General features: G+C 66.5%; 12 protein-coding genes. 1 reads left to right on the top strand and 11 read right to left on the bottom strand.

The window, feature by feature from the left end; genetic code table 11:
• Nucleotides 1-4: 4 nt before the first annotated feature.
• Genes sppA through rluC form a run of 3 tightly spaced genes read right to left on the bottom strand, consistent with a single transcriptional unit; the run spans nucleotide 5 to nucleotide 2622 of the window.
• Nucleotides 5-985, bottom strand: a complete 981-nt coding sequence (gene sppA, locus OGL92_RS06375) for a signal peptide peptidase SppA (protein WP_263141814.1) — start codon at nucleotides 983-985, stop codon at nucleotides 5-7.
• Nucleotides 975-1676 (bottom strand): HAD-IA family hydrolase, encoded by a 702-nt coding sequence (locus OGL92_RS06370; RefSeq protein WP_263141813.1) that lies wholly within the window; start codon nucleotides 1674-1676, stop codon nucleotides 975-977. Before OGL92_RS06370 ends, sppA begins: the two co-directional genes overlap by 11 nt.
• Nucleotides 1666-2622: a 23S rRNA pseudouridine(955/2504/2580) synthase RluC gene (gene rluC / locus OGL92_RS06365; protein WP_263141812.1), complete on the bottom strand. Its 957-nt coding sequence runs from the start codon at nucleotides 2620-2622 to the stop codon at nucleotides 1666-1668. Before rluC ends, OGL92_RS06370 begins: the two co-directional genes overlap by 11 nt.
• 565 nt (nucleotides 2623-3187) lie before the next feature.
• On the opposite strand from rluC, the gene rne reads away from it, so the two are divergent.
• Complete coding sequence (gene rne, locus OGL92_RS06360; RefSeq protein ID WP_263141810.1) at nucleotides 3188-6349, top strand: ribonuclease E; 3162 nt, start codon at nucleotides 3188-3190, stop codon at nucleotides 6347-6349.
• Nucleotides 6350-6433: 84 nt separating this feature from the next.
• Here the strand turns inward: rne and murB are convergent, their stop codons facing one another.
• The 8 genes from murB to OGL92_RS06320 all read right to left on the bottom strand — a co-directional run bounded on the left by murB (nucleotide 6434) and on the right by OGL92_RS06320 (nucleotide 13331).
• Nucleotides 6434-7447, bottom strand: a complete 1014-nt coding sequence (gene murB / locus OGL92_RS06355; RefSeq protein ID WP_263142119.1) for a UDP-N-acetylmuramate dehydrogenase — start codon at nucleotides 7445-7447, stop codon at nucleotides 6434-6436.
• On the bottom strand, nucleotides 7444-7914 hold the full coding sequence (locus tag OGL92_RS06350) for a low molecular weight protein-tyrosine-phosphatase (RefSeq protein WP_263141807.1): 471 nt from the start codon (nucleotides 7912-7914) through the stop codon (nucleotides 7444-7446). The genes murB and OGL92_RS06350 overlap by 4 nt, the downstream gene beginning before the upstream one ends.
• Nucleotides 7915-7917: 3 nt before the next feature.
• Nucleotides 7918-8682, bottom strand: a complete 765-nt coding sequence (kdsB, locus tag OGL92_RS06345) for a 3-deoxy-manno-octulosonate cytidylyltransferase (protein ID WP_263141804.1) — start codon at nucleotides 8680-8682, stop codon at nucleotides 7918-7920.
• Nucleotides 8683-8868 carry a Trm112 family protein gene (locus OGL92_RS06340; protein WP_263141801.1) on the bottom strand — a complete coding sequence of 62 codons (186 nt, stop codon included), beginning with the start codon at nucleotides 8866-8868 and terminating at the stop codon, nucleotides 8683-8685.
• Between the two features lie 52 nt (nucleotides 8869-8920).
• The gene (gene lpxK, locus OGL92_RS06335) at nucleotides 8921-9925 is read right to left on the bottom strand and encodes a tetraacyldisaccharide 4'-kinase (RefSeq protein WP_263141798.1); all 1005 of its coding nucleotides are present in this window, start codon (nucleotides 9923-9925) and stop codon (nucleotides 8921-8923) included.
• Between the two features lie 2 nt (nucleotides 9926-9927).
• Nucleotides 9928-10359 carry a biopolymer transporter ExbD gene (locus tag OGL92_RS06330; RefSeq protein ID WP_263141796.1) on the bottom strand — a complete coding sequence of 144 codons (432 nt, stop codon included), beginning with the start codon at nucleotides 10357-10359 and terminating at the stop codon, nucleotides 9928-9930.
• Nucleotides 10356-11036, bottom strand: a complete 681-nt coding sequence (locus OGL92_RS06325) for a MotA/TolQ/ExbB proton channel family protein (protein ID WP_263141793.1) — start codon at nucleotides 11034-11036, stop codon at nucleotides 10356-10358. Before OGL92_RS06325 ends, OGL92_RS06330 begins: the two co-directional genes overlap by 4 nt.
• Nucleotides 11037-11108: 72 nt before the next feature.
• A complete protein-coding gene (locus OGL92_RS06320) occupies nucleotides 11109-13331 on the bottom strand; it encodes a DNA internalization-related competence protein ComEC/Rec2 (RefSeq protein WP_263141791.1) in 2223 nt (740 codons plus the stop codon).
• Between the last annotated feature and the right edge of the window lie 13 nt (nucleotides 13332-13344).

The following is a 13344-nucleotide window of genomic DNA, read 5'->3' as shown; positions in this document are numbered from 1 at the left end:
CTGCCTAGCGCAGGGTCGGCCCCTGGAAGCCCATCCAGAGCGCCGCATGCTCGGCGATACTGGCACCCAGGCGCTTGGCGAAACGGTCGAACGGCGAATCCTGGACGGTGTAGTCGACGATGTCCTTTTCACCGATGACCTCGCGTGCCACATAGCTGCTGTTGCCCAGCCGATCCACCAATCCCAGTTGCAACGCCTGCTCGCCGCTCCAGACCAAACCGGAGAACAGCTCGGGATGGCCCTCGGTCTTCAGGCGGTCGCCCCGCCCCTTCTTCACGCTGTCGATGAACTGCTGGTGGGTCGTGTCGAGCACGCCCTGCCAGAAGCGGGTTTCGTCTTCCTTCTGCGGCTGGAAGGGATCGAGGAACGCCTTGTGCTCGCCCGAGGTGTAGACACGCCGCTCCACGCCGACCTTGTTCATCACATCGACGAAGCCAAAGCTGGCAGCCGTGACGCCGATGGAACCGACCAGGCTGGCCTTGTCCGCATAGATTTCGTCGGCGGCGCTGGCGATGTAGTAGGCGCCGGAGGCCCCGAGGTCGGTAATCACCGCATAGACCTTGATGTCCTTGTGTTCTTCGCGCAGGCGGCGGATTTCATCGTAGATGTAGCCCGACTGCACCGGGCTACCGCCCGGACTGTTGATTCTGAGAATCACGCCCTTGGTCTTCGGATCCTCGAAGGCGGCCCGCAGGCTGGTGACGATATTGTCGGCACTGGCCGCTTCCTGATCGGCGATCATGCCGCGCACCTCGACCAGCGCCGTGTGGTTCCCCGAACGAGCAGCGCTTTTCTTCAGGTCGAAGGCCGGCGAGAACAGCGCCAGGGCGATGAACAGGTACAGGAAGGTCAGGACCTTGAAGAAAATCCCCCAGCGCCGCGAACGGCGCTGCTCCTGCACGCTGGCCAATACCGCCTTCTCCAACAGCCTCCAGCTTCGGTCATCGGCATCACCGGCTGCCGGTGCCTTCCATTCATCCGCCATGCTCATTCACCTCTAAGGTCTTTAATTCAGCGCCCCCGGACGTTAGCCAGGCACGCAATTCGTCGAAGCGCTCGATGGCCAGGCAGGGCGATTCCGCCCGCAGGATTTCCAAGGATTGCGCCCCGTAGCCGACCGCTACCGCATCCATCCCGGCATGCCGGGCCATGCGCAGGTCGAAGGGCGAGTCGCCGATCATCAGTGCCCGCTCGGGCGCCACCCGGCAGTGGGCCAGGATTTCATGCAGCATCAGCGGGTCCGGCTTGCTCGCCGTCTCGTCCGCGCAACGGGTCACATCGAAGTAATCCAGCCAGCCGTGCCCCTGCAGGACGCGATGCAAACCCCGACGACTCTTACCCGTGGCCACCGCCAGGCGATAACCCTGCTCGCGAAAAGATGCCAGCGCCTCGGTCACGCCCGGGAAAAAGGCCGAGGGCTCGGCATCCAGGGTCAGGTAGTGATCGCTGTACAACGCTCGAAAGCGCTCCAGGCAACTTCCGTGCTCCAATGCCGGATAAAGGGTACGGATGGCCTCCGGAAGACCGAGCCCGATGATGCCCTTGATCGCCGCTTCGTCCCGCACTGGCAGATCGCAGCCCGCCGCCGCGACGCGCATGGATTCGACGATGCGCGCGATGGAGTCGACTAGTGTGCCGTCCCAATCGAACACCAGCAAATCATAGTCAGGATGCACTCAAACGCTCCAGGGTCTGCGCCCACATGGCGTCCACCGGCGCCTCGACGTGCAGCTCGCCGCCATCGGGCATGGCGATGCGCAGCGAATAGGCATGGAGGAACAAGCGCTTGCCGCCCAGCTCGCGGATCTCGCGGGTGAAGTCTTCGTCGCCATACTTGGGATCGCCGGCGATCGCATGCCCGGCGTGTTTCGCATGCACGCGGATCTGGTGAGTGCGCCCGGTCACCGGACTGGCCTCCACCAGCGTCGCGAACTCGCCGAAACGGCGCAACACGCGGAACAGCGTCAACGCATCCTTGCCCTGGTCATTGACCTCGACCATCCGCTCGCCGGAACGCAGGTTGTTCTTCAGCAGCGGCGCATTGATCTGTTTCTTGGAGGTGGGCCAACTGCCGCGCACCAGCGCCTGGTAGCGCTTGTCCACGCCATCGCCCCTCAACGCCTCATGGAGATGCCGCAGCATGCTGCGCTTCTTGGCGATCATCAGCAGTCCGGAAGTGTCCCGGTCGAGTCGGTGCACCAACTCCAGATCCTTGGTATCGGGACGCAACTGGCGAAAAGCCTCGATCACGCCATAGCTCAGGCCGCTGCCGCCATGCACCGCGATACCCGCCGGCTTATTCAGGACGATCAACGCCTTGTCCTCATGGACGATGGCGGCCTCGAGCCGCTCCAGCAGGCTTTGCGCCAGGGGCGCCGCTTCGTCGCGCTCGGCCAGCCGTATCGGCGGGACCCGCACGACATCCCCGGCCTGCAACTTGTAGTCTGGCTTGATGCGGCCCTTGTTCACTCGTACCTCACCCTTGCGCAAGATGCGGTAAATCAGGGTCTTGGGCGCGCCTTTCAACTGGGTGCGCAGAAAATTATCGATGCGTTGGCCGGCGTATTCCGGCGGGACCTCGAGCAGGCGGACTGCGGAGATCGGAGAGGCGGGAGTGGTCATCGCAGCATGATAACAATTTTTTATTGAATTGAAGCACTTAATGATTGCTGCTATATTCGCAAGGCCGCCAAAAGCGGCCTGGCTCGCGGATGATCCCCAAAACTGCCATCCCGGCCACTTGCAATCCTTTCAGGACGTCAGGCCGTCCGACGCGATATCCAGCGCATCGCCCTGGATAGTCCGAAAACAGAGCCTTGAGCCATGACGCGTGATCTGCCCCAGGGTCGATTACGGTAAATGCAACCCGCTCCGGATTCTGCGAGCGGCACCCGATTTTCAAGGATTACGTGTAGGGTGGAGATGCACAACCGTCGGACTGCGTAGCACAGGCTTTACTCAAGACGCTCCATCTCGTCCGCTACCGACGGTTGATTCCTCCTCCTGACCCAAGCGCTTCTGTTGCCACAACAGCGAGCAGGAAACGCTGTCGCGACCCGGCCCCTCTGGCCGATCGTCGCTAGACCCAGCGGCGGCCCGGCCGTCGCTGATGCGCGCCCGACACCGACCGTGAGAGTCGTGTGTGCCGAACGCCGTTTCCGGTAGCCCCGGAAACCATTGGTATCACATGAAGAGAATGCTGATTAACGCGACTCAGCCCGAAGAGTTGCGTGTAGCGCTGGTCGATGGGCAACGCCTGTATGACCTGGACATCGAGTCGGGCGCCCGCGAACAGAAAAAGGCCAACATCTACAAAGGCCGCATCACCCGCGTCGAGCCCAGCCTCGAAGCCGCCTTCGTCGACTTCGGCGCCGATCGCCACGGCTTCCTGCCCCTCAAGGAAATCTCCCGCGAATACTTCCGCAAGAACCCGGAAGGCCGGGTCAACATCAAGGAAGTCCTGAACGAAGGCCAGGAAGTCATCGTCCAGGTCGAGAAAGAGGAACGTGGCAACAAGGGCGCCGCCCTCACCACCTTCATCAGCCTCGCCGGCCGCTACCTGGTACTGATGCCGAACAACCCGCGCGCGGGCGGCATTTCCCGGCGCATCGAAGGCGAAGAACGCAACGAACTGCGCGAGGCGCTGAACGGCCTCGACGCCCCGGCCGACATGGGCCTGATCGTGCGTACCGCCGGCCTCGGCCGCAGCAGCGAAGAGCTTCAATGGGACCTGGACTACTTGCTGCAGCTGTGGAGCGCCATCAAGGAAGCTTCCGTGGAGCGCGGCGCGCCCTTCCTGATCTACCAGGAATCCAACGTCATCATCCGCGCCATCCGTGACTACCTGCGCCAGGACATCGGCGAAGTGCTGGTGGACAGCGTGGAAGCCCAGGAGGAAGCCCTGAGCTTCATCCGCCAGGTGATGCCGCAATACCAGAACAAGATCAAGCTCTATCAGGACAGCGTTCCGCTGTTCAACCGTTTCCAGATCGAGAGCCAGATCGAAACCGCCTTCCAGCGCGAAGTGAAGCTGCCGTCGGGCGGCTCCATCGTCATCGACCCGACCGAAGCCCTGGTGTCCATCGACATCAACTCGGCGCGCGCCACCAAAGGTGGCGATATCGAAGAAACCGCCCTGCAGACCAACCTGGAAGCGGCTGAAGAAATCGCCCGCCAGCTGCGCCTGCGCGACATCGGCGGCCTGATCGTCATCGACTTCATCGACATGACTCCGGCCAAGAACCAGCGCGCCGTCGAGGACAAGGTCCGCGAAGCGCTGGAAGCCGACCGCGCGCGCGTGCAGGTCGGTCGCATCTCGCGCTTCGGCCTGCTGGAAATGTCCCGCCAGCGCCTGCGCCCGTCCCTCGGCGAGACCAGCGGCATCGTCTGCCCGCGTTGCAACGGCCAGGGCATCATCCGCGACGTCGAATCCCTGTCGCTGGCGATCCTCCGCCTGATCGAGGAAGAAGCCCTCAAGGACCGCACCGCGGAAGTCCGCGCCCGCGTGCCTTTCCAGGTTGCCGCCTTCCTGCTCAACGAAAAGCGCAACGCGATCACCAAGATTGAGCTGCGTACCCGCGCGCGCATCTTCATCCTGCCGGACGATCACCTCGAGACCCCGCACTTCGAAGTACAGCGCCTGCGCGACGACAGCCCTGAACTGCTGTCCGGACTCTATAGCTACGAGATGAGCCCGGAAGAACACGATGAAGTCCAGCCGGTCAGCGCCACGCGCACCCTGGTTCGTCAGGAAGCCGCCGTCAAGACCATCGCCCAGGACCGTCCGGCTCCGCCGGTACAGGCCCACGAAGCCGAAGTGCAGCCCCAGGCCGCGCAACCGGCCCCGGCCGCTCCCAGCCCGAGCCTGCTCAAGGGCCTGGTGAAGTCCCTGGTCGGCTTGTTCGCCGGCAAGGAAGAAGAAGCGCAGCCCGTCGCCGCCGAGAAGCCGGCGGCCACCGAACGTCCGGCGCGCAGCGAAGAGCGCCGCAACGGTCGCCAGCAGAACCGTCGTCGCGAAGGCGGCCGCGAGGAGCGCAAACCCCGCGAAGAGCGTGCGCCCCGCGAAGAACGCCTGAGCCGCGAGCCCCGCGAGGAGCGTCCGGCCCGTGAGCCGCGCGAAGGCCAGGAGCCTCGCCGCGAGCGCGCCGAGCGTCCGCCCCGCGAAGAGCGCGCCCCCCGCGAGGAGCGCCAGCCACGCGAGGAGCGTGCGCCGCGCGAAGAGCGCCCTGCCCGCGAAGAACGTGCGCCCCGTGAAGCCCGGGAAGAGCGTCCGGCACGCGAGCCGCGCGAACCCCGCGAAGAGCGTCCCGCACGTGAGCCGCGCGAGGAGCGTCAACCTCGCGCCGAACGCGAACCCCGCGAAGGTCAGGAACCCCGTCGCGAACGCGCCGAGCGTCCGCCTCGCGAAGAGCGTCAGCCCCGCCCGGAGCCGGCAGCGACCTCCAGCGAAGAAGAATTGCTGACCACGGACGAGACCCTCGACGACGACAGCCAGGATAACGGTGACGGCGAACGCCCACGCCGCCGCTCCCGTGGCCAGCGTCGTCGCAGCAACCGTCGCGAACGCCAGCGTGAAGTCGGCATCGAGGAAGGCGGCGAAACCGCCGAGGAAAGCGCCGGCGAAGTGTTCGCCGCGACCGCTGCCAACGCCTTGAGCGAAGCGGCCATCGCAACGGAAACGGCAGTCATCGCCGGTGAACCCGAAGCGGACCTGGCTTTGCAGGAACGCCCTCTTCCGCCGACGACCGAAACCACCTCGAACGAGCCGGTAGAAGCCGTGGAAGAAGCCAGCCTGGCGACCTCGACCTACGCTGACGAGCCGGCCCTGCTGCCGGTCGAAGCGCCCGCCGAGGCGTTCTCGTCGGCCGAGGACGCTCCGTCGATCGCTGCGGAGCCTTCCGAGGCCAGCGCGGCCCCCGAAGTACCTGCGGTCGCAGATGCCTCCGCTCCGGTCAGCGCGGGTGGCCGTGCGCCCAACGATCCGCGCGAAGTTCGCCGTCGTCAGCGCGAAGCCGAGCGCCTGGCCCGGGAAGCCGCTCTGGCCCCCAAAGCCGAGCCTGTCGCTGCGACCAGTCCAGTTGCGGTCGACGCCGAACCTGCAACCGCCGAGCAATCGCCAGTGGATGAAGCACCGGCGAACGAGCCCGAGCTGGCCGCAATGCCTGAACAGGCAGAACAGGCAGAACCGGCACAGCAGGCGCACGCCGTGGAGCCGCTGCCCCAGGTGGATGAAACCACCGGTGTGGACAGCGTCGCGACGTCTCCCTTCACCGTCGATTCCGAGCTGTCGGACGAAGAGAAGGAACTGGAAAACAAGGCACGCCACTCGGATGAGCATCCGCGTACCTGATTTTCCAAGCTGACGAAAAAGGGGATGCCATTGGCATCCCCTTTTTCATTCCCTCACGGAAATCCTGGGCGTCGGGATCGCCGTTCAGACCAGGTTCGGCTCCATCTCCAGTGCCACGCCGAAACGAGCCTGGACGTCTGCCTGGATGCGCTGCGCCAGCCCGAGAATATCCGCGGCACTGGCCTGGCCATGGTTCACCAACACCAATGCCTGGTTCTGATGGACGCCGGCATCGCCGTCACGAAACCCTTTCCAACCGGCACGCTCGATCAACCAGCCAGCGGCCAGCTTGACCTGCCCGTCGGCCACCGGGTAAGCCACCAGATCGGCATAGCATTCACGCAGGCGCGTGGCGGCGTCGGCGCTCACCAGGGGGTTCTTGAAGAAACTGCCGGCATTGCCCAGCACCGAGGGATCGGGCAGCTTTTCCTGGCGAATGGCGCAAACCGCATGGCTGACGTCCAGCGCGGACGGGGCCGCTATGCGCCGCTCGGCCAGCCAATGGCGCAGCGGGCCGTAGTCCAGCTGCAGGGGCGCCTGACGATCGAGAGCGAAGCGCACCCTGAGAATCACCCAGCGCTCCGGTTCGCGTTTGAACAGGCTGTCGCGATAGCCGAAGGCACAGGCCTCGGCATCGAACGCGACGAGGCGCCCATCGGACCTGTCCAATGCGTCCAGTCCGGAGAACGCATCCTTCAATTCCACGCCATAGGCACCGATGTTCTGCACCGGGGCGGCACCGACGGTGCCCGGTATCAGGCTGAGGTTTTCCAGGCCGGCGAAACCCCGCGCCAGGGTGAACTGCACGAAGGGATGCCAAGGCTCCCCGGCTTCCGCCTCAATCAGCGCGCGCCGACCATCGTCCTCGAGGACGCGGATACCGCGGCTGGCCATGCGCAGCACCAACCCATCCGGGTCCCTGCTGAACAGGAGATTGCTGCCGCCCCCGAGCAGCAGCAGCGGAATGCCCCGCGCGCGGGCGAACGAGAGGGCCTCGAGCACCTGCTGGTCATCGTTCGCCTCGGCGAAGTAACGCGCCCTGACGTCCAGACCGAAGGTGTTGTAGGGCTTAAGGGAAACCCCCTCCTCCACCGTCAGGTGCACAGCCGCGCCTCCACTTCCGCGAGCAGCCCGTCGCAGCCCCGCTCGATCAGGTCGAGCACCTGCTCGAAGCCTTGCTCGCCGCCGTAATAGGGATCGGGGACCTCGTGGGGCTCCAGGCCGTAGCGGCGCAGGAAGAGATCCACCTCCGCGGGAGCCGCAGCGGGCAGCAGGCTTTGCAGATGGCTGAGGTTGCGGGCGTCCATCGCCAGCACCAGGTCGAACGAGGAGAAATCCTCCACGCCGACCTGGCGCCCGCGCAGGGCGGAAAGATCGTAGCCGCGACGCAGGGCTGCGTCGCGGGTGCGGGGATCGGGCGCCTTGCCCAGGTGCCAGTCACCGGTCCCGGCGGAATCCACCGAGACCCGGGCGTCCAGCCCCGCCGCACGCAAACGCTGGCGGAAGATCGCTTCGGCGGTCGGCGAGCGGCAGATATTGCCCAGGCATACGAAGAGTACGCGCATGCCTCAAGCCTCCAGCAGACGGCGGACCCGCTCCAGATCCTCCGGCGTGTCGACCCCGGTGGGCGGGGCTTCCAGGGCGTCGCCCACGTGGATGCGCACACCGTGCCAAAGCGCGCGGAGCTGCTCCAGGCGCTCGGTCTGCTCGAGCCAGCAGGGTCCCCAGGCGACGAAATCGCGCAGGAATCCGGCGCGGTAGGCGTACATGCCGATGTGTCGGCGATAGGGTACGCCGGCGGGCAGGCGCTCGCGGTCCCCGGCGAACGCATCCCGCGCCCAGGGCAAGGGCGCGCGGCTGAACGTCAGGGCCAGGCCATCGCGGTCATGGACGAGCTTGACCACGTTGGGATTGAACAGCGCCGCGACGTCCTCGAGTGGCTCGGCCAGGGTGGCGATTCCCGCCTCCGGGTGGGCTGCCAGGTTGGTCGCGACCTGATCGATGATCGAGGGCGGAATGAGCGGCTCGTCGCCCTGGACGTTCACCAGGATTTCGGCATCGCCCAAGCCGAGATGAGCGGCCACTTCCGCCAGGCGATCGGTACCGGAATCGTGCTCGGCGCGGGTCATCACCACCTCGGCGCCGAAGGCCTCGCAGGCCGCGAGGATACGGGCATCGTCGGTGGCCACCAGTACCCGCTGCGCCGAACTCAGGCAGGCGCGCTCCCAGACGTGCTGGACCATCGGCTTGCCCGCGATGGCCTGCAACGGCTTACCCGGAAAGCGGCTGGAGGCGAAGCGCGCCGGGATGACCACGATGAAGGCGTCGTTCATTTATTTTTCCAGGCGTTCGTCGGTGTTCAGGCTGCGCGCCTCGCTTTCCAGCATCACCGGGATGCCGTCGCGGATCGGGAACGCCAGGCCCGCGCCCTTGCTGATCAGCTCGCTCTTGTCGTCGCTGAGCTTGAGCGGTCCCTTGCAGATGGGGCAGGCGAGAATATCGAGCAGTTTCGGGTCCATGGTGGGTCCTCGGAGCGGGAGAAGGGTCGCGGGCCCACCGGTACGGCGGGAATCAGCGACGGTCGGGCAGCAGATGCGTCAACTCATCGTCCAGCCAACGGACGAAAGCGCCGGACGGCTCGGCCTCCACCGCCAGATACCACCAGTCGGCGGCGGCGAAAGCCTGACACTTCACCGCATCCTTCTCGGTCATGACCAGCGGTGCCGAGGGACTGAAATCCAACAGGGCTTCGCTGTAGCGGGCATGGTCGGGGAAAGAGTGCGGAATCGGCCGCCAGTTTAGCGTTTCGAGCGTGGCGAAGAAACGCTGCGGATTGCCGATGCCGGCCACCGCATGCAGGACCTGGCCGGTCGGAAAGTGATCGAGGGCGACGCGCGCGCCACTGCGCAGGTTGACCAGGGCGGTCGGCCTGAGGCGGAACCCATAGGCGCCCTGTGGGTCCTCGGAGGCGCCGTTGTGCAACACGGCATCCACGCTGAGCAGACGCTCGGCCGGTTCGCGCAGCGGACCGGCGGGCAGGCAATGACGATTGCCGAGGCCACGGGCCGCATCGATCAGCACCAACTCGAGGTCGCGGGCAAGGCGGTAGTGCTGCAGGCCATCGTCGCTCAGCAGCAGATCCAGCGGCTCCGCCTCGAGCAGGGCCCGTGCGGCCCGTGCGCGATCCGGATCGATCATCAGCGGTACAGCGGCGCGCCGGACGATCAGCAATGGCTCGTCGCCCGCCTCCCGCGCATCCTGTTCGGCCGTCACCCGCCAGGGCAAGCGCGGCGGTTGCGCGCCATAGCCCCGGCTGATCACCCCAACCCGCAGGCCCCGCGCGCGGCAGTGCTCGATGAGCCAGAGAATCAAAGGTGTCTTGCCGGTGCCGCCGACGGTGATGTTACCCACCACCAGCACGGGTACCGGGGCCCGATAGGCCTCGCTCCGGCCGCTGAGAAAACGTGCGCGCTTGCGCGTCACTACCCACCGATAGAGCCCCTCGAGGGGGCGCAGCAGGACCAGTCCGGGGTGACCCCGGTACCAGGCGGAGAGCAGGCGGTCGGCGAGGGACACGATCAGGGCTTGGCCGCCTGGGCCTCGACGGTGGCGATACGCAGGTGGGAAAAGCCCAGCTTGCCGGCCGCATCCATCGCGGTGATCACGGCTTGGTGCGGAGTCTTGCCGTCCGCGCTGATCGACAGCGGCAGGCTATTGTCGCCGGACGACTCCTTCTGCAGGGCGGCCATCAGGCTGTCCAGGTCGCTCTTCAGCAGCAGTTGGCCGTTCAAGGCGTAGGTGCCGTCGGCACTGATGGAGATTTCCAGTTGCTTGAGCTCGGTGTTCTCGACCGGTGTGCCACTGGCGGCTTCGGGCAGGTCGACCTTGAGCTGGGTCTCGCGGGTGAACGTCGTGGTGACGACGAAGAACAGCAGCAGGATGAACACCACATCGATCAACGAAGCCAGGTTGATCTCGATGTTCTCCCGTGCCTTGCGCCGGAATTTCACGCCTTCTTGCCCTCTTTGCGAGTGTCCTTGCGCGTTTCCCTGATCTCGACCCGGGGTTCGCCCATGTCGACGTCGCGGTCGCCCTGCACCACTTCCACCAGCTTGATCGCCTCCTGCTCCATGCCGACGACCAGCTCATCCACCCTGCGCACCAGGAATCGATGGAAGAACAAGGCGGGAATGGCCACCAGCAGGCCCGCGGCGGTGGTGATCAGCGCGGTGGAAATCCCGCCGGCCAGGGAGGCCGCGTTGGTCGTCCCCGCCCCCATGAAAGCGCTGAATATCTGGATCATGCCGATCACCGTACCCAGCAACCCCATCAGCGGTGCCATGGCGGCGATGGTGCCGAGGGTATTGAGATAACGCTCCAGTTCGTGGATCACCCGTGCGGCGGCCTCCTCGATGCACTCTTTCATGATCTCGCGACCGTGCTTGGAGTTGGCCAGGCCGGCGGCCAGTACCTCGCCCAGCGGCGATGACGCACGCAGCTCCTTGAGCTTCTGGCCATTCAGTTGCTTCTCCTTGATCCACAGCCACACCTGCCCGAGCAGATGCGGCGGCGCGACCTTACTGGCGCGCAGGGTCCAGAGACGTTCGGCGATGATGCCGAGGGCCGCGATAGAACTCAAAATGATCGGCAGCATCATCCAGCCGCCTGCTTTGACCAACTCCCACACGGTGACGAATCCCCCTCGAAAAAGTGGCGCCACTCTAGCATAGGGACGGAAGCTCGCCGACGGCCCCGGTTCTCATTTTTCCCGCCAGAAACGTGCTTGATCACGCAGATTCGACGCCTGCCGGTAATCGCCCAGGCGGAGCCGTATCGCTCCCGACTCGGCGCTGTCGAGTATCTGCGCGCCTTGCGCCCGGTAGCGCTGCAGGACGACGGGGTGCGGATGACCGAATGCGTTCGACCAGCCGCGGGATATCAGCACCGCCTTGGGCGAAGTCGCACGCAACAGCGCGGTCGACGAGGAACTGCGGCTGCCGTGATGAGGGGCCAGCAGCCAATCGACGCGATGATCGCCCGGCGTCGCCAGCCAGGCGGCTTCGGCGGCCGTGCCGATATCGCCGGTGAGCAACAGGCGCTCGCCGTTGGCCTCCACGCTCAGCACGCAAGAGGCATCGTTGCCGGTGCGCGCGAGCGGCCAGCGCCAGGTGGCGAAGCGCACCCCGTTCCACTCCCAGCGCTCCTCCGTGCAGGGCTGCGCATGCAAGGCGGCGGGCAGCAGCGGCGCCTCCCCGCTGAGCACGCGTTCCACCGGCATGCCGCGCTGGACGGCGAGCGCACCGCCGGCATGATCGTTGTCGGCATGGCTGAGTAGCATCAGGTCCAGTCGCGCGAGTCCCAGGGCGCGCAAGGACGGCAGCACCACCCGGTCGCCGAGGTCGAACGCGCCCTGGCGCGGCGCGGCATCGTACAGCAGGCTGTGGTCGCGGGTACGCACCAGCACCGAGAGCCCCTGCCCCACGTCCAGCATCCACACGTCCGCGCGACTTTCCGCAGGCCGCTGCAACACGGGGAAAAACAGCGGCAGCAGAAGCAGTCCGCCCAATGCGCGAAACGGCACGCCGCCCGGAAGCAGCAGGACCGATACGCCGATGCCGGCGAGCAGCCAGCTCCAGAACGGCAACGCCACCGGCAGCCAAGCGGGCAACCAGGGGGCGATCCAGCCGAGGACGGCGAACAGCGCGGCCAGGGAGGCGCCGGCCAACCAGAGCAATCCGTCGCCCAGATAGGGAATCGGCAGGCAGAGCATCCCGGCCAGCCCGAGGGGTACGCTGACCAGGCTCACCCAGGGCACTGCCAGCAGGTTCGCCGCCGGCCCGGAGAGACTCAGCGGCAAACCCAGCCAGCCGAGCAGCGGCATCAGCCCCAGGGCCAACAGCCATTGCGCGCGCCACCAGGTGCGCCATGGGCCCCAGGCGCCCAAGCGTCCGCTGAACGTCCAGGCGAGCAAGGCCATCGCAGCGAACGACAACCAGAAACCCGGCTGCAGGCTGGCCAGCGGCTCGCCCAGCAGGACGCCGCACAATGCCAGCAACAATGGGGTCCAGACGCCGAGAGGGCGAAACCGCAGGCGCCAGATCAGCACCACCGCGACCATCAGGCAGGCGCGTCGCACAGGGACGTCGAAGCCCGCGAGCAGGCCATAGCCGCTGGCTCCGGCAAACGCCAGGGCGCAGGCGAAGGGCAGCCAGGGCCAGCGTCGCGGCCACGCGCCATGGCGCGCCAGCCAGGCCACCAGCGCGTACAACAGCCCGGCGAGCATCACGATGTGCTGCCCGGAAATCACCAGCAGGTGCACGGTGCCGGTGTCCTGCAGCAAACGCCAATCGGCCGGGCTCAACCCCGAGCCATCCCCCAGGATCAGCGCGGCCAGGGCGCCTTCGCGGCCCATCGCGGGGCTCGCCAGCAAGCGCCCACGCACGCGATCACGCCAGGCGGCCAGCCCTTGCGCGGCCTGCAGGCGCTCGCCGGCCTTCACGCTTCCGGTGGCGCCGATGCGCTGGGCCAACAGCCAGGCGTCGTAATCGAACGCTTGCGGATTGACCAGGCCACGGGGACGTTTCAGTTTCACCGCCAGTCGCCAGCGTTCGCCGGCCTCGAGCGGCGGCGCGTTCTGCCAGGACAGGCGCAGGCGCGCCGGCAAGCGCGCCCGCCGCGAGTCGGCCTCCTCCAGCTGGAAACGCACGGTGCCCTCCTCCCATTCCGGCAACCCCACCACTTGCCCTTGCAGCCAGAGGATGCGCCCATCCAGCTCGGCGGGCAGGCGATCGTCCAGGGCCTGCTGTGCGGACAGACAGGCCCAGCAGAAGCCGAGCATGGCGAGCGCGAGGGGGTAGCCGCGGGACGGCAACAGCAACGAGGCGGAGACAGCCAGCGCCGCCAGCACCCAACCGGGTGGCAGCGCCGGCAGGCAACGCAGGAGCAGCAGCCCTGCGGCAAGGCCCAGCAGTGCGAGACGCATCGAATGTCCTGGA

The sequence above is a fragment of the Pseudomonas sp. RIT-PI-AD genome (assembly GCF_025642785.1).
GTDB lineage: Bacteria > Pseudomonadota > Gammaproteobacteria > Pseudomonadales > Pseudomonadaceae > Pseudomonas_T.
The sequence above is the reverse complement of the archived record's forward strand: the minus strand, read 5'-3'. Positions and strand labels throughout refer to the sequence as shown.